The organism is Streptomyces sp. NPDC101194, from assembly GCF_044767885.1.
GTDB lineage: Bacteria > Actinomycetota > Actinomycetes > Streptomycetales > Streptomycetaceae > Streptomyces.
In genome coordinates this window covers 224,438-240,443 of the sequence record NZ_JBIWOS010000008.1, presented here as the reverse complement: position 1 = coordinate 240,443, position 16,006 = coordinate 224,438, and the positions used below count along the sequence as shown (strand labels likewise).

Here is a 16,006-nt window from a genome sequence, read left to right as displayed (position 1 = left end):
CGCACGACAGTGCGTACCACACCGAGGGGAGCAGCCCGATGCGGCTGACTGAGGAGCAGGAAGAACTGCGGTCGGCCGTACGGTCACTGCTGAGCCGGCACGAAGGAGCCGAGGGCTGGCGGCCGTTGACCGAGCAGATCGGCGTCGCCGGTCTCGCCGTGCCCGAGGAGTACGGCGGGGCGGGCGGCGGTGCCCGGGATGTCCATGTGCTGATGGAGGAGCTGGGCCGGAGCCTGAGTCCGCTGCCGTTCCTCGGCTCGGCGGTACTCACGGCCGGCGCGCTGCTCGCCACCGGCGACAAGGCGGCCTGCGGGCGTCTGCTGCCGGGGCTCGCCGAGGGCGGCTCGGTGGGAACCCTGGCCTGGGCCGAGCAGGGATCCTGGGACCCGGAGGCGGTACGCGCCGAGGCCGTGCCCGGACCCGGTGGGACCTGGCGCGTCACCGGGACGAAGGAGCATGTGCTGGACTGGCCCCGGCTCGATGTGCTGCTCGTCGCGGCCCGTACGGCGGCCGGGGTCTCGCTCTTCGACGTGGCGGTGGACGCCGCCGGGGCGCACCGCGCGCCCGTCGTCACCATGGACGGCACGCGGAGCCAGGCACGGTGGGTGCTCGACGGCGCCGAGGCGCGACTGATCGGTGTGGACGGCGACGGCGGACGGAGCCTGGCGCAGGTACGGGACCTGGCCTGCGCGGCGCTCGCCGCGGAGCAGGTGGGCGCGGCCGGGCGCTGTCTCGAACTCACCGTCGCCTACGCCCGGGACCGCGTCCAGTTCGGTCGCCCCATCGGCTCGTTCCAGGCCGTCAAGCACCGGCTCGCGGACGCCTACGTCCTGGTGGAGTCGGCACGTTCGGCGGCGCTCGGCGCCGCCTTCGCCGCCGACCAGGACCCCGGCGCGCTGCCACGGGCCGCCGCTGTCGCGAAGTCGGTCTGCTCCGAGGCGTTCTCGGCGGTGGCCGGCGAGATGATCCAGTTGCACGGCGGCATCGGCATCACCTGGGAGCACGACGCGCACCGCTACTTCAAGCGGGCGCACGGAGCGGGCGAACTGTTCGGTTCGGCCGCGCGGCACCGGGCGCGGCTCGCCGCCGGGCTCGGGCTGACCGCGAACTGACCACCGATCGGGCACACCCGGCAGAGAGGCCGTACATCATGGACATCGGCAACCCGTTGGACTTCACCGGACGCGTGGTGCTCGTCACCGGCGGTACCAAGGGCATCGGTGCCGCCATCGCCGAGGCGTTCCTCGATGCCGGGGCCGACGTGGTCGTCTGCGGCCGCAACGCCCCGGACACGACGCCGGCGGTGCGGGGCCGGGTGGCGTTCTTCGTTCCCGCCGACGTACGCGACCCCGCGGCGGCGGTCCGGCTCGTCGACGCGGCGGTGGAACGCTTCGGCCGCCTCGACGTGCTCGTCAACAACGCGGGCGGCTCCCCGGACGCCGACGCGGCCACCGTCTCGCCCCGTTTCGTGGAGAGGATCGTCGCACTCAACCTGCTCGCGCCGTTCTACGTGGCGCAGGCGGCCCACCGCGTCATGAGGACCCAGCACGGCGGCGGTTCGGTCATCAACATCGGCAGCGTCTCCGCGCACGACCCGCAGCCCGGCACGGCCGCCTACACGGCCGCCAAGGCAGGACTGCTCGCCCTCACCAAGGCGCTTGCGCTGGAGTGGGCTCCCGAGGTGCGGGTCAACCACATCACCACCGGGCTGATCCGCACCGCGAGCGCGGCAGCCGTCTACGGCACGGACGGCGGGGCGTCGGTGGCGCGCGTCATCCCGATGGAACGCATGGCCTTCCCCCAGGACGTGGCCCGCGCCTGCCTGTTCCTGGCGAGCGGGCTGTCCGGATATGTCAACGGGGCGGACCTCGCGGTGCACGGCGGTGGGGAGTTCCCCGCCCGCTATCTCGCCGCGAAGTCGGCCGACGGGCGGGAGTGAACGGGGCGAGGACGCTTCGGCGGGGCCCGGACATGGACCGGACCCGGACATGAGTCGGCCGGGGCCCCTGGTGGGGGCCCCGGCCGGCTCACGCGCTCGGGTCCCGGGCGACGGCAGTCCGCGCGGGGCGCGTACCCCCGGGCCGGGACGGCCCTCAGACCAGGTTGTCCTCGACTGTGAGACCGAAGGCCCCGCGACCGTACATGGCGAGGGCCCGTTCCACGTCGTTGGCGACGTGGACGCTGCCGGCGTGGGCGTCCCGCCAGGCGCGCTCGATGGGGTTGCCGCGCCGCAGCGCGTTGCCGCCGGCGGTCTTGAAGAGCAGATCGATCGCGGCGACGGCCCGTTCGGTGCCGCGGACCTGGTCCCGGCGCGTGCGCAGCCTCAGCTCCATGGGTATCTCCCTCCCGGCGGCGGCGAGTTCGGACAGCTCGCGCAGGTTCCGTTCCGTCTGCAGAACGGTCGCGTCGATGTCGGAGGCGGCGCGTGCGATGGCGACCTGGGCGAACGGGTCCTCGGTGAACCTGCCACCGCCCAGACTGAGGCGCACGCGCTCCTTCATCAGCGAGACGTACGACTCGTAGCCGCCCGACACGGCGCCGATCACCGGTGCCGCGATGGCACTCGTGAAGATCGCACCGAACGGCAGCCGGTACAGCGGCCCCCGGTTGACCTGTTGCCCCGGCCCCTTCAACTGGGCCTGCTCGTAGTTGCGCAGCACCCGGTGGGCGGGCACGAACGCCGACTCGACGAGGATGTCGTTGCTGGCGGTGCCGCGCAGTCCGACCACGTCCCACATGTCCTCGATCGTGTAGTCGGACCGGGGCACCAGGACGGTGAGGAAGTCCACCGGCCGTCCCCGCGCCCCGACGACGAGAGCGCCCAGCAGCGCCCACGAGGCGTGCTCGCAACCCGAGGAGAAGCTCCACCGGCCGGTGAGCCGGTAGCCGCCGTCGACAGGGGTGAGCCGGCCCACCGGCGCGTACGACGAGGAGACACGGGTGTCCGGGGCGTCGCCCCAGACGTCGTCCTGCGCCCGAGCCGGGAAGAGGCCCAACTGCCAGGGATGCACGCCCAGGACGGACGCCACCCACCCGGTGGAGCAGCACACCGCGGAGATCTCCCGCACCACCTGGTAGAAGTCGGCGGGTTCGGCCTCGGTACCGCCGTACCGGGCCGGCTGGAGCATCCGGAACACACCGGCCTCGGCGAGCTCACGGACCGTGGCCCTCGGGATGCGCCGCGCCTCGTCCGCGGCGACGGCCCGTTTCCCGATGGCCGGCAGCAGAGCGCGCACCGACTCCAGAACCTGATTGCCCATCGTCCGTCCTCCATGCCCTCGCGAGCCGTGTACGTGCGGTGCGCGCGGCACCGCGTCCGTCAGTTCGCCCGCAGCGCGGCCTTGTCGACCTTGCCGGAGGCGTTTCGGGGAAGGGCCCCCAGCACGACGACCTCGCGCGGGACCTTGAAGTTGGCAAGCCGCTCGCGGCAGTAGCCGACGAGGTCGTCCGGGTCGGTCCCGGCACCGGGACGGGCCGTCACATAGGCGCGTGCGACTTCCCCGAGCCGTGCGTCCGGAACCCCGATCACGGCGGCCTCGGCGACGGCGTCGTGCCCCGCGAGCACCTGCTCGACCTCCGCCGGATAGACGTTGAACCCGCCCACCACGAACATGTCCTTCGAGCGGCCGGTGACGATCAGATTGCCGCGCTGGTCGAGGTGGCCCACGTCACCGGTGGCCAGCCAGCCGTCCGCGTCGACGGCCGCCGCGGTGGCTGCGGGATCGTCCAGGTATCCGAGCATCACGTTGTAGCCGCGCACCATGATCTCGCCGTCCCGCCCGGTGGGCAGTGGACGCCGGTCGCCGTCCGCCACCCGCACCTCGACGCCGTCGATGGGGCGGCCCGCAGTCAGGGCCACCGTCTCGGCGTCGTCGCCCGCGGAGCACGCGGTGACCGTGCCGCAGCTTTCGGTCAGGCCGTACGCGGTGAGCACCTCCGGGAAGAGTTCGGCCCGCATCCGCCGGACGAGAGCGACGGGCACCACGGCCGCACCGGTCACCGCCAGCCGCAGCGACGACAGGTCGAACCGGCCCCTGTCGGGCGCGTCCAGGAGCTCGGTGTAGATCGTGGGCGGGCCGGGCAGGACGGTGATCCGCTCGGCCTCGACGGCGCGCAGGGCCCGGCCCACGTCGAACACCGGCTGCAGCACCATCGTGGCGCCCCGCAGCAGGCAGGCCAGCACGCCGGCCTTGTATCCGAAGCAGTGGAACAGCGGATTGATGATCAAGTAACGGTCGTCGCCGGTGACTCCGGTGCGGCCGCACCAGGCCCGGTACGTGGTGAGGTTCTGCTGATGGGTGGTCAGCGCGCCCTTGGGCCGGCCGGTCGTGCCCGAGGTGAAGAGCAGGTCGGAAGGGTCGTCGGGGCGCACGGACGCACCACGGACGGCGGCCTCCGCGTCCGGCACGCGCGCGCCGAGCCGGAGGAAGTCGTCCCACGCCAGGGTGCCGGGCCGTTCGGCGCCGTCCAGCGTCACCACGCCGGCCAGGCGGGGCAGCCCCGGCACCGGCTCTCCGGCGTCCCCGAGGCCCGCGCCGTCACCTGCACCCGCACCCGCACCCGCACCCGCACCCGCACCCGCACCCAGCATGGCCAGGTAGTCCTTGCCGAGAAAGCCGTTCTCCACGAACAGCAGCCGCGCCGCGCTGCGTTCCAGGATCCGGCGCGCCTCGCCGCCCTTGTAGCGCGTGTTGACAGGTACCAGCACCGCCCCGGCCGATGCGACGGCGAGCGCGGCCACCACCCAGTGGTGGCTGTTGGGCGCCCAGACGGCGATCCGGTCGCCGCGTCGCATGCCGAGTCCGATGAGCGCCTTCGTCGCCTCCCGCACCCGGTCGCGCAGCTGCTCCCAGGTCAGTCGCACCTCACCGTCCACCACCGCCTCCCGGTCACGGCTCCGGGTCGCGGCGAGGTCGAGGGCGGCGGGGATCGTCAGGGGGTGCTCGGTCTCGCTCATCTGCTCTCCGGGAGGGATCGGCCTGCGCGGTGGGTACGGGGAAGGCCGGGCAAAGGCACCTGATGTATCGTCAGGACGACGCGGGCAGAAGGCGCCTGGACGCCTCGTGGGCACCGAGGACCAGTTCGGCGCGCGAGAATCCGCTGCGCTTCTCGGCCGCCTCGGCGTTCCCGCCGGCCACCCGGACCGGACCGTCGGCGAGGTGTTCCAGCCCCTCCCCGGCGACATCGTCCGGCTCGGCGACACGCAGACCGGGCAGGTCCATGCGCAACCCGGCACGCTCCATGGCGGGCGTCCGGGTGACGCCGAGGACGAGTTCGAGGACGTGCACGCCGTACGGCCGCAGTTCCAGCCAGAGACCTTCGGCGAAGACGCGGCTGAATGCCTTCGCGGCCGAGTAGACGCTGATCCGTGCCTGGCCCAGGTAGCCGGAGAGCGAGCCGACCAGCATGATGCCGCCGCGGCGCCGCTCCTTCATCAGGGCCCCGAAATGGTGGGTGAGAGCCAGTTGCGCGGTGATGTTCAGGTCCAGTACCCCCTGGACGCGGTCGAGTTCGCCGGTCACGAACTCGTGGCCGTAGCTGTTGGCACCCGCGTTGAAGATCAGCAGGCCGACCTCCAGGCCGTCGGTCACGGCGCGGACCGACGCCAGGGCCTCCGGGTCGAGCAGGTCGAGTTCGAGGGTGCGGACCTCGACACCCTTGGCGCGTACCCGCTCGGCCGTCTCGTTCAGCGGACCGGGCTTGCGGGCGATCAGCACCAGGTTGATCCCGGCGTCCGCGAGCCGGTGCGCGAACGAGGCGCCGACCCCTTCGGAGCCCCCGGCGACGACCGCCCATGGCCCGTACACGCTCTTGTCGATCATCGAGTCCCTCTCTCGTCCTGCCCGGCGATCCCGGCCCGGCCCCTCCCCCGCCCCTGCACCGCGGCGGTGGCGTGACCGTAGAACGGCCGTCCGGGGCCACGCCGCCGCACATCCCACTGGCCGGGACGCCTTCGCCCGCCCCGGCGTCAGGCGGTGACGCCGGGCTGCCCGGTCATGTGCCCGACGGCCAGCGAGGCGAAGACCATGGCGGTGCCGATGGGGACGCCGGGACCCGGGTAGACGCGGCCGGTGAAGGACGCACTGGTGTTTCCGGCCGCGTACAGGCCCGGGAGCGGCCGGCCCTCGGTGTCCAGGACGCGGGCGTGGACGTCCGTACGGAGTCCGCCCTTGGTGCCGAGGTCGGCGAGGACCAGCCGGGCCGCGTAGTAGGGCGGCCGGTCGAGCGGGACCAGGCACGGGTTGGGGCCGGGGGCGTTCGTGTCGGCGAAGAACAGGTCGTAGGGGTCCTCGCCCCGGTGGTGGTCCGCGTCGGTGCCGGTGGCGGCGAAACCGTTGAAGCGGGTGACGGTGTCCGTCAGCGCGTCGGCCGGGACCCCGATGAGGTCGGCCAGCTCCGCCGGCGTGTCGGCCCGCAGCCAGGTACCGGCCGCCAGATGTTCCGCGGGCCCGGTGGGCGGCACGGTGATGGCGGGCAGAGCGCCGCCCTCCCGGGAGTCGAAGATCAGATGTGTGGGGGTCCGCTCTCCCCCGGCGGCGGCGATGGCGCGGCCCATGCGGTCGTACGGCAGTGACTCGTTGGCGAAGCGCCGGCCGGATCGGTCGACGACGATTCCGCCGCGCAGACCCAGGGTGAACGCGGCCGTGCCGTCGGGGAGTTCGGTCCCCGGACACCACCAGGCCTCGTCCATGAGACCGGTGGCGGCACCGATCGCGACGGCGGCGCGCAGCACCTCGCCGGTGTTGGTCCCCCGGGGTGCCATGCTCCACGCGGCACCGCCGGGGACCCCGTGTTCGGCGCGCAGTGCGTCGTCGCCCTCGAAACCTCCGGCAGCCAGCAGGACGCCCCGCCGGGCCCGCACCCGGACCGTGCCGTGCGGGGTGTGTGCCTCCACCCCCACGACCCGGCCGTCCTCGGTGACCAGCCCGGTGACCCGGTGCTCGATGCGGACCAGGGCGTTGCCGGTGCGGGTGGCGGCGAGCAGGAGGCGGCCGATCAGGGCGCGGCCCGCACTGAGTGGTGTGTCGGGGTGCCCCTGTCCCGCGCGGTCCCTGTCGACCGCCGGACGTACCAGGGGAAGGAGGTCGCCCAGCAGGTCCGGTGGCAGGTCGAGGGGTACGAAGGAGCGTCCGGCGTCCATCCGGCCGGGGGCGGCGACGTAGTCGGGGAAGGCGCGCCACTCGAACTCGACGGCCGGGTCGCGTTCGAGCCGGGCGACCAGTTCGGGGGCGTGCCGCAGGAAGGCGTCCCGGCGTTCGGCTTCGGCGTCACCGAGAAGAGCCCGCAGATAGGCATCGGCGGCATCGGCGGAGTCGTCGATTCCCGCCCGCTCCTGCACCTGGGTGCCGGGCAGCCAGCAGGCGGCCCCGGAGTACGCGGAGGTGCCGCCGAGCAGCGCCGTCCGTTCCAGTACGACGGTGTCGAGCCCTTCCGAGGCCGCTGCCAGGGCCCCGGTCATCGCGCCTGCCCCGGATCCGACGACGATCACGTCGTGGGTGGCGTCCCATTCCTGTCGGCAGCCTCGCATGAGCCCCTCCTGCGCCTCGGTGGTGTGGGACCTCAGCAGACCGCGCGGGCGGCCGCGGGTGTACGGCCGGTCCCGCTGACCGGTACGGCGTCCGGGCGGCACCTGACGCGGGGCCCGGGCCCGCGTATTGTCGGAGGCCGTCGACGGAACCGAGCGCCTGGAGGGAGTGGCAGCGTGCCCAGAATCGCCGAGGCCAGGGCGGGGGCCGAGCCCAGTTCGCCCCGGCAGCGCGCACGCCGTCAGAGCATCCTGAAGGTGGCGGCGGATCTCGCCGCCGAGACGGGGCTGGAGCGGGTGCAGATGCACGAGGTGGCCAGGTCCGCGGGGGTGGCGATCGGCACCCTGTACCGGTATTTCCCCTCCAAGACCCATTTGTTCACGGCCTTGATGGCCGACCAGATCGAGGACTTCGGCGCGCGACTGCCCGACCGCGCGGCGGACGCCTCACCCGAGGACGTCGTCTTCGAGGCGCTCGGCAGCGCCACCCGCAAGCTGCTGCGCCGCCCGGCCCTCGCCATCGCGATGATCCAGTCGGCGAATGCCGCCCGCGCCTCGACCGTCCCCGACCTGGCGCGGATCGACACGGGGTTCCTCGATCTGCTGCTGCGGGCCTGGGGCGTCGAGCAGCCCACGGAACATCACATCACCCGTCTGCGGCTGCTGATCCTGCTCTGGTACGGGGTGCTCCAGGCCCGGCTCAATGAGCGGCTCACTCCGCAGGAGGCCGACGCCGACCTGCGGATGGCCTGCCGGCTTCTGCTCGCCCCGGCGACGGACACCGACTGACCCGGCCGGCGGGCGGGACGCGCGTCGGCCGGGACGGTACCCGCGCTCACGGGGTCTTCTGCGTGCCCGTCGTGTCGAGTCCGGCGACGCTGTGGGCCGCGTAGGTGCGGTGCGGGTCGCGGCCGCTGAAGTACGGCGTGAGCTGGGCGTCGAGCTCCTCGGCGGTGAAGGTGCCGTCGGCGGCGGTGAACTTCCGTTCCACGGTGGGCGGGGCGAGCAGGGCGACCATGTCGCCGTAGGCGACGAAGACCTGCCCGTTGATCCCGTCGGCGGCGGGCGAGGCCAGGTGCGCGACGAGGGTGGCGACCCGTTCCGGGGCCATGATGTCGAGGCCGCCCGGCGCGTTCACGCCGGCACCGAAGGCGTCGGCGGTCATGGCGGTGCGGGCCCTCGGGCAGATGGCGTTGGCGCGCACGCCGTAGCGGGCCAGGCCCTGTGCGGTGGCCAGGGTGAGCGCGGTGATGCCGGCCTTGGCGGCGGAATAGTTCGGCTGGCCGGGGGCACCGAACAGGAACGCCTCGGACGAGGTGTTGATCACGCGGCCGTAGACCGGGGCGCCGGTCGCCTTGCCGGCCGCACGCCAGTGCGCCGCCGCGGCGCGGGAGACGGCGGCATGACCCTTGAGGTGGATCCGGATGACGTCGTCCCAGTCGGATTCGGTGAGGTTGAACAGCATCTTGTCGCGGAGCACGCCCGCGTTGTTGACGACGATGTCCAAGCTGCCGAAGCCCTCCAGGGCGGCCCGCACCAGACGGTCGCCCATGGACCAGTCCCCGACGTCACCGGTGACCGCGACCGCCCTCGCGCCGAGGGCCTCGATCTCTGCGACCACGTCCTCGGCCGCCGCGCCGATGTCGTTGACCACCACATCGGCACCGAGTCCCGCGAGGGCGAGGGCCTCGGCGCGGCCGAGCCCCGCTCCGGCACCGGTGACGACCGCGGTGCGCCCCTCCAGGGTGTTCGTCGAGCTCATGCTGCCTCTTTCCGTGTTCCGTCGAGCTGTTGGATACGTCGGCGCACTCCGGCGGTGGCGCGGGGGTGCGTCCCGCCCGCGAAACTAGTATCAATTTCAGTTCTTGGGCCGGTGGTGTCCCGTTGAGTGGACGAAGCCGACGGAAACGGAACCGAGCCCCTCGAACTCGGCCCGGAACTCGTCCCCCGCCCGTACGTCGACGGCCCGGGTGCAGGACCCGGGCAGTACGACGTGCCCGGCCTCCAGGCGCACCCCGTAGGTCGCCACCTTGCGCGCCAGCCAGGCGACGGCCTCGGTCGGGTCGCCGAGCACCGCACGGGTGTTGCCGCGGGCGATCTCCGCACCGCCCTGGTACAGCACGGCGGCGATGTCGGCCGGATTCAGGTCCTGCGGCCGGACCCGGGACTTGCCGAGGATCACCCCGGCGGACGAGGCGTTGTCGGCGATCGTGTCGGCGAGCCGGATCCTCCAGTCCCTGATCCGGCTGTCGATGAGTTCGATGCCGGGGACGATGTACTCGGTGGCCGCGAGAACGTCCTCCGTGGTGCACCCCTCCCCCGGCAGGCTCCGGCCCAGTACGTATCCGATCTCGACCTCGATCCGGGGGTGGCAGTAGCGGTCGGCCGCCACGGGGATCCCCTCGGGCAGCACCATGTCCGAGAGCAGATGGCCGTAGTCGGGCTCGTCGACGCCCATCATCTGCTGCATGACCTTCGAGGACAGGCCCACCTTGTGCCCCCGGACCGTTCGGCCGTCCGCCAACTGTCTGCGGATGTTGATCAGTTGGATCTCATAGGCGTCGGTGGCGTCGATCCCCGGGCAGGTGGCGGTGAGCGGTTCGACCGGGGCCCGGTCACGCTGTGCGGCCCACAGCACTTCGGCGGCCTCGGCGCGCTGCGCGGGTTCAAGCATCGGGGTTCTCCTTCTGGTCCGGGGGGCCGGCGGCGAATCGGGCACGGCCGCCGGTGAGCACCGCGCGGGCGTCGTCGACGGACGCCTCGAAGCGCACGGCGACATCGTGAGGGGCGCCTTCGCCGCGGGGCGCGGTCCAGCCGCGCAGGGCGAGCCGGTCGCCGGGGTACACCGGTGCGGCGAACCGGGCCTCCAGCTCCACCAGTCCGGCCGGATGCACGCCGAGCCCGTCGGCCAAGGGCAGCAGACTCGCGGCGAGGGTGCACAGCCCGTGCAGGAAGGGCCGGGGCATGCCCGCCGCCTTCGCCGCCTCCGGGTCGATGTGCATGGCGTGCCGGTCGCCGAGCAGCCGGTAGAAAGCCGCCTGCCGGGAGTGCGTGGTCACGGTCGGTGTGTGATCGGCAGGCCGGTCCGGGCGGCGCGGGGCGGACGGGCCGCGTTCGCCGCCGAAGCCGCCGCGACCCGGGGCGAAGACGGACCAGGTCGCCGTGAAGCGCTCGCAGGACACCTCCACGTCGAAGACGGCGGCGGAGCCCTTGTCCCAGACGGCCGCCACACGCGCCGATGTCGTCAGCTCGCCCGAGGCGTCCAACGGCTGCTTCATCACGAGGCGTTGGCTGCCGTGCACGGCGGTGGTGACATCGAAGGCGCCGAGCTCGCCGAGCGCGTCGGGCGCCCACTGGGCCAGGGTCAGCGCGAAGGTGGGCAGTACCCGCAGGCGCTCCTCGTACACCAGGTCGAGCCTGTCCGCCGGGGCGCCGACCGCGAGCGCGTACAGGATCGCGTCACGTGCGGTGTAGGAGACGGTACGGGTGCCGAGTCCACGGCCCTGCCAAGCTGATTCGGTCATCGGTCGGCTCCCAGGATCAGGCCGCTGGTGGGAACGCCGGTCCCGGCGGTGACCAGGACGTGGTCGGCCTTGTCCGGCTGGTTCACCGAGGTGCCGCGGACCAGCCGGACGGCCTCCGCGATGCCGTTCATGCCGTGCAGATAGGCCTCGCCCAGCTGTCCGCCGTGGGTGTTGACCGGCAGTCTGCCGCCGACCTCCAGGTGGCCGTCGGCGATGAAGTCCTTCGCCTCGCCGGGTTCGCAGAAGCCCAGTTCCTCCAGCTGGGGAAGGACCAGCGGGGTGAAGTGGTCGTAGAGGATCGCCGCGTCGACGTCGTCGGGGCCGAGGCCGCTCTGCCGGTACAACTGCCTCCCGACCAGGCCCATTTCCGGGATGCCCGTGATGGTGGGCCGGTAGTAGCTGGTCATCATGTGCTGGTCCGCGCCGAGCCCCTGGGCCGCCGAGCGGATGACCGCGGGCGGGTGCGGCAGGTCGCGGGCGCGTTCGGCGGAGACGACCACCAGGGCCTGGCCGCCGTCGGTCTCCTGGCAGCAGTCCAGCAGCCGCAGCGGCTCGGCGATCCAGCGGGAGTCGCGGTGGTCCTGGAGGGTGATGGGGCGGCCGTGGAACCAGGCGGCCGGGTTGTTCGCGGCGTGCTTGCGGTCCACCACGGCGACCCGGCCGAAGTCGTCGGTGGTGGCACCGTACTCGTGCATGTAGCGGCGGGCGAACATGGCCACCCACTGAGCGGGGGTGCTCAGCCCGAACGGGGTCATCCAGGCGTAGGCGGCGCGGTCCGCGGTGGTGTCCATGGGGCGGGCGGCCTGGCCGAGCCCGTACCGCTCGCCGGAACGTTCGTTGAAGGCCCGGTAGCAGACGACCACGTCGGCGGCTCCGGTGGCCACGGCCATGGCCGCCTGCTGCACCGTGCCGCAGCCCGCCCCGCCGCCGTACCCGATGCGCGAGAAGAACGTCAGGTCGCCCATGCCGGTGTTGCGGGCCACATGGATCTCGGAGTTGGTCTCCGCGGTGAAGGTGACCAGCCCGTCGACGTCGGCGGGCCGCAGACCCGCGTCGGCGAGGGCCGCGAGCACGGCCTCACAGGCGAGCCGGAGTTCGCTGCGCCCGGAGTTCTTGGAGAACTCGGTGGCGCCGATCCCGACCACGGCGGCGGTCCCGGAGAGCGGGCCGGTACTCATCGCGCCTCCCCCGGCAACTGCACCGCGACGGTTCCGGTGACGTGGGCCCCCAGGCTGTTGGTGCCCTCGACGGCGATCTCGACCCGGTGGTCCGCGTCCGACTTCGCCACCACGGTGCCGGTGAGCACCATGGTGTCGCCGGGGTGGTTGGGGGCGCCGAGCCGGATGCGGATGCCCTTGATCACGGCGGCCGGGCCGGCCCAGCCGGTGATGTACCGGTCGACCAGGCCGTTGCTGGTCAGAATGTTCATGAAGATGTCCTTGGAGCCGCGCTCCCGGGCGAGTTCGGGGTCGTGGTGCACGTCCTGGTAGTCACGACTGGCGAGGGCGGTGGCGACGATCAGGGTGCGCGTCACCGGGACCGGCAGCGCGGGAAGCAGGTCGCCGACGGCCACCTTCTCGTACGCACGGGTGGGTGGGAGCACGGTGTCGGCCTGCCGCGTCACGAGGTCACCGTCCCGCCGGTCACCAGGGCGCCGAGGCGCGCCAGATCCGCGCCCGCGCCGCCCAGGGTGGTGGAGATCTGCTTGCCCCACAGGAAGTGACGGTGCACCGGGTAGTCGGTGTCGACGCCGATGCCGCCGTGCACGTGCTGAACGCGGTGCACGGTGTTCAGACCGCCCTCGGTGGCCCACCACTTGGCCACCAGCGCTGCCCGGTCGGCGGTCCCGGCGTCGCAGGGCTCCGTCGACGCGTCCACCGCCTGCCACAGCGTGACCCGCATCGCCTCGATGTCGATGTAGCAGTCGGCGAGCTGGTGCTGCACGGCCTGGAAGGTGGCGAGCGGGCGGCCGAACTGGCAACGCTCGCGCAGATGGTCGGCCGCATACCGCAGTGCGCCGTCGGCGACCCCCGCCTGGACGGCGGCCAGCGCCACGAAGGCGTTCCGGACGAGGTGCTCGACCACCCCGCTGCCCGGCGTGCCGACCGCCTCGGCGGGGGTTTCGTCCAGAGCGAGGTGGGCACCGAGGTCGTGGCTGGTGGTCTCGGCGTACTCCCAGGTCACACCGGTGGCGTCGGACGCCACCAGGAAGAGGCCGGGCCCGGAACCCGTGGCGGCGGTCACCAGCACGTGCCGCGCGCCGACCGGCGCGGGCACCACGGCCTTGACCCCGCTGAGCCGCCATCCCGGACCGTCGGCCGTCGCGGTCGTCCCCGGCACCAGCGGATCGGCGGGGCCGAACTCCTCCAGGGCGAGCGTCAGTCGCCCGGAGCCGTCGGCCAGGCCCTTCAGCAGCTGTGCCCGCTGCGCCGAGGTGCCGTACGCGGCGACGGCCAGCGCACCGGTCAGCGCGGGCCACAGCGGCACCGGCGCCACCCGCCGGCCCTGCTCCTCAAGGAGGACACAGAGCCCGGCCAGGCCGAGTCCGGCGCCGCCGTCCCGTGCGGGCAGCACGGCCCCGAGCAGACCTGCCGCCGCCAGATCGCCCCACAGCCGTTCGTCGACGCGGGCCGGCGAGATCTCCACCTCTCGCAGCCGCTCGGGCGTGACACGGTCGGTGAAGATCTCACGCGCCAGGTCACGGACCGCTTCGAGCTCTTCTCCCAGGGAGAAATCCATCAGGGCGCCTCCGTCGGGGTGGGCCGGAACACCGGCAGGGTCGGATCGGGGTCGGCGTCGAGCCAGTCGAGGACCACGGGCATGTCGATCGCGACGTCCTGCGGCGCGACACCGGTCAGATTGGTGATGAGGCGGGTTCCCTCGGCGAGTTCGACGACCGCGACGACCAGCGGGAAGTCGAAGGCGGGGTGTCGCGGGTGATGGTTCACGACGAAGCTGTACACACGGCCGCGACCCGAGGCCTCGACGGTGTCCCACTCCAGCGAGTTGCAGCGCGGACAGCAGGGACCCGGCGGGTGGCGCAGCTCGGAGCAGTCGGCGCAGCGCTGGATGAGCAGCCGGTGCTCCTGTGCGCCCTCGAAGAAGAAGGCGTTGTCACGATTGACCGCCGGACGGGGGCGTGGGGCGCGATTCGGGACCGGATCCGTTGCCGGTGCGGGTCCGGCCTCGGAGATCTTCCCCGCCTCCGAGGCCGGAACCGACGACGTGCCCGCCGGACGGAACCTCAGCGTCCGCCAGCGCTGGGTGGCGACGATCCCACCGTGCTGGTCGCGGTACGACTTCAGGGTGGTGACGAACCGCCCCGGCCCGAGTCCGGTCTTCTTCTCCGCCGAGATCGACTCGACGGTCTCCTGGACGCAGACATGGTCCCCGGGCTCCAGTTCCCGGTGGAAGGCGAACTCCGAGTCGGTCGCCACCACGGAGGTGTAGCCGCCCTCGTCGAGGAGGCCGGCCAGTTCGTCGAAGCCGCTCCGGCCGGGCGGCGGGGAGACGGTGGCCGCGTATCCGCGCATCGTCCACGCCTGGACCATCGAGGCGGGCGCGACCACCCCGCCGCGCCCGGTGGCACGGGCCGCACCGGCGTCGGTGTACACCGGGTTGGTGTCGCCCATCGCCTCCGTCCAGTGCCGGATCATCGCCTGGTTGACGGGGTCCTGGGCCGGCGTCGGGGCGTACAGCTCGCGTCCGGCGAAAGCCGCCAGCCGCTCCTCGTACCGCGGCCCCGGCCGGTCGCTGTTCCGGTTCACGCGCCACGCCCCGTGCGCGGCAGTCCGAGCCCCTGGGTGGCGACCATGTCGCGCAGGACCTCGTTGACGCCTCCGCCGAAGGTGTTCACGATGCCCTGCCGGGAGAGCTGTTCGATCTGCCCGCCGAGGACCGCGCCGGGCGACTCGGGCCGGACCCGTCCGGCGGCACCGAGGATCTGGGTCAGGCCGCGCTGGACGTCGATGTGCGTCTCGGTGCCGTACGCCTTGGCGGCCCCCGCGTCGGCGCCGGTGAGCGCGTTCCGGGCGACGGCCGAGGTCATCTTCCAGTTCATCAGCCGCATCGCTTCGAGCCGGGCGTGGGTACGGGCGAATTCCTGCCGCACCCACGGGATGTCGGCCGTCCCGTTCTCCTTGGCCCAGTCGAGCACCTGTTCCCACAGCTGGATCATGCGACCGCCGAGGGCGGCGAGTCCGATGCGCTCGTGGTTCAGCTGTGCGGTGATCAGCCGCCAGCCGCCGTCCACCTCGCCCACCACGTCGCCGGCCGGGACGCGCACCCCGCTGTAGTACGTCGCGGTGACGACCATGCCGCCGACCGTGCGGATCGGGCTCCAGGAGAAGCCCTCCCCGGTGGTCGGCACGATCAGGATGGAGATGCCCTTGTGCTTGGGGGCGTCCGGGTCGGTCCGGGCGGCGAGCCACACGTGGTCGGCGGTGTTGGCCCCACTGGTGAAGATCTTGCTGCCGTCGACGACGTACGTGTCGCCGTCCCGGACCGCCCGGGTGGTCAGCGAGGCGAGGTCGGTACCGGCCCCGGGCTCGGTGTAGCCGATCGCGAACACGATGTCACCGGAGAGGATGCCGGGCAGGAAACGCCTCCTGTGCTCCTCGGATCCGTACGCCATGAGGGTCGGGCCGACGGTGTTCACCGTGACGAACGGGAAGGGCAGACCCGCCCGCTGGACCTCGTCGAAGAACACGTACTGGTCCTCCACCGGCCGGCCCTGTCCGCCGTACTCGGTGGGCCAGCCGATGCCCAGCCAGCCGTCCGACCCGAGCCGTTTGACGACCTCGCGGAAGCGCTCGCCGCCCACTCCCTCCTCGCCGACGCGACGGCGTTCGTCCTCGGGCATCAGACCCGCGAAGTACGCCCTCAGTTCCCGCCGCAGCTCCTGGTGCGCGACGCTCTCGCGCAGTTTCATGTGGTTCTCCTCGGTTGTCGCCGCCGA

At 72.8% G+C, this 16,006-nt stretch carries 15 protein-coding genes; 3 read left to right on the top strand and 12 right to left on the bottom strand.

Translation table 11 applies throughout. From position 1 onward, the window contains the following. The first annotated feature begins 38 nt into the window (after positions 1 to 38). Both ACIRP2_RS27730 and ACIRP2_RS27725 read left to right on the top strand, forming a co-directional pair. Complete coding sequence (locus ACIRP2_RS27730) at positions 39 to 1,112, top strand: acyl-CoA dehydrogenase family protein (protein ID WP_404254850.1); 1,074 nt, start codon at positions 39 to 41, stop codon at positions 1,110 to 1,112. 38 nt (positions 1,113 to 1,150) lie between these two features. After that, a complete protein-coding gene (locus ACIRP2_RS27725) occupies positions 1,151 to 1,939 on the top strand; it encodes an SDR family oxidoreductase (protein ID WP_404254848.1) in 789 nt (262 codons plus the stop codon). Between the two features lie 154 nt (positions 1,940 to 2,093). Here ACIRP2_RS27725 and hsaA read toward each other — a convergent pair whose 3' ends face one another. The 4 genes from hsaA to ACIRP2_RS27705 all read right to left on the bottom strand — a co-directional run bounded on the left by hsaA (position 2,094) and on the right by ACIRP2_RS27705 (position 7,528). Continuing rightward, complete coding sequence (gene hsaA, locus ACIRP2_RS27720) at positions 2,094 to 3,260, bottom strand: 3-hydroxy-9,10-secoandrosta-1,3,5(10)-triene-9,17-dione monooxygenase oxygenase subunit (RefSeq protein ID WP_404254846.1); 1,167 nt, start codon at positions 3,258 to 3,260, stop codon at positions 2,094 to 2,096. 59 nt (positions 3,261 to 3,319) lie between these two features. After that, positions 3,320 to 4,957, bottom strand: a complete 1,638-nt coding sequence (locus tag ACIRP2_RS27715) for an AMP-binding protein (protein ID WP_404254844.1) — start codon at positions 4,955 to 4,957, stop codon at positions 3,320 to 3,322. A 70-nt stretch (positions 4,958 to 5,027) separates the two neighbouring features. Next, positions 5,028 to 5,822, bottom strand: coding sequence for an SDR family NAD(P)-dependent oxidoreductase (locus tag ACIRP2_RS27710; protein ID WP_404254842.1), 795 nt, complete (start codon positions 5,820 to 5,822; stop codon positions 5,028 to 5,030). A gap of 146 nt (positions 5,823 to 5,968) precedes the next feature. After that, the gene (locus ACIRP2_RS27705) at positions 5,969 to 7,528 is read right to left on the bottom strand and encodes an FAD-dependent oxidoreductase (RefSeq protein WP_404254840.1); all 1,560 of its coding nucleotides are present in this window, start codon (positions 7,526 to 7,528) and stop codon (positions 5,969 to 5,971) included. Positions 7,529 to 7,702: 174 nt separating this feature from the next. On the opposite strand from ACIRP2_RS27705, the gene ACIRP2_RS27700 reads away from it, so the two are divergent. Further along, the gene (locus ACIRP2_RS27700) at positions 7,703 to 8,314 is read left to right on the top strand and encodes a TetR family transcriptional regulator (protein WP_404254838.1); all 612 of its coding nucleotides are present in this window, start codon (positions 7,703 to 7,705) and stop codon (positions 8,312 to 8,314) included. 46 nt (positions 8,315 to 8,360) lie between these two features. On the opposite strand, the gene ACIRP2_RS27695 is transcribed toward ACIRP2_RS27700, so the two are convergent. From ACIRP2_RS27695 to ACIRP2_RS27660, 8 genes are all read right to left on the bottom strand, one after another. Next, a complete protein-coding gene (locus ACIRP2_RS27695; protein WP_404254836.1) occupies positions 8,361 to 9,287 on the bottom strand; it encodes a 3-oxoacyl-ACP reductase in 927 nt (308 codons plus the stop codon). A gap of 96 nt (positions 9,288 to 9,383) precedes the next feature. Continuing rightward, positions 9,384 to 10,199 carry a 2-keto-4-pentenoate hydratase gene (locus ACIRP2_RS27690; RefSeq protein WP_404254834.1) on the bottom strand — a complete coding sequence of 272 codons (816 nt, stop codon included), beginning with the start codon at positions 10,197 to 10,199 and terminating at the stop codon, positions 9,384 to 9,386. Further along, entirely contained in the window at positions 10,192 to 11,049 is an 858-nt protein-coding gene (locus ACIRP2_RS27685) for a MaoC/PaaZ C-terminal domain-containing protein (protein WP_404254832.1), read from the bottom strand. Before ACIRP2_RS27685 ends, ACIRP2_RS27690 begins: the two co-directional genes overlap by 8 nt. Further along, positions 11,046 to 12,227: a lipid-transfer protein gene (locus ACIRP2_RS27680; RefSeq protein ID WP_404254830.1), complete on the bottom strand. Its 1,182-nt coding sequence runs from the start codon at positions 12,225 to 12,227 to the stop codon at positions 11,046 to 11,048. Before ACIRP2_RS27680 ends, ACIRP2_RS27685 begins: the two co-directional genes overlap by 4 nt. Further along, a complete protein-coding gene (locus tag ACIRP2_RS27675) occupies positions 12,224 to 12,673 on the bottom strand; it encodes a MaoC family dehydratase (protein WP_404254828.1) in 450 nt (149 codons plus the stop codon). The genes ACIRP2_RS27680 and ACIRP2_RS27675 overlap by 4 nt, the downstream gene beginning before the upstream one ends. Then, entirely contained in the window at positions 12,670 to 13,788 is a 1,119-nt protein-coding gene (locus ACIRP2_RS27670) for an acyl-CoA dehydrogenase family protein (RefSeq protein ID WP_404254826.1), read from the bottom strand. Before ACIRP2_RS27670 ends, ACIRP2_RS27675 begins: the two co-directional genes overlap by 4 nt. After that, positions 13,788 to 14,816 carry a bifunctional MaoC family dehydratase N-terminal/OB-fold nucleic acid binding domain-containing protein gene (locus tag ACIRP2_RS27665; RefSeq protein ID WP_404254824.1) on the bottom strand — a complete coding sequence of 343 codons (1,029 nt, stop codon included), beginning with the start codon at positions 14,814 to 14,816 and terminating at the stop codon, positions 13,788 to 13,790. The genes ACIRP2_RS27670 and ACIRP2_RS27665 overlap by 1 nt, the downstream gene beginning before the upstream one ends. Beyond that, entirely contained in the window at positions 14,813 to 15,979 is a 1,167-nt protein-coding gene (locus tag ACIRP2_RS27660; RefSeq protein ID WP_404254822.1) for an acyl-CoA dehydrogenase family protein, read from the bottom strand. The genes ACIRP2_RS27665 and ACIRP2_RS27660 overlap by 4 nt, the downstream gene beginning before the upstream one ends. Positions 15,980 to 16,006: the final 27 nt, after the last annotated feature.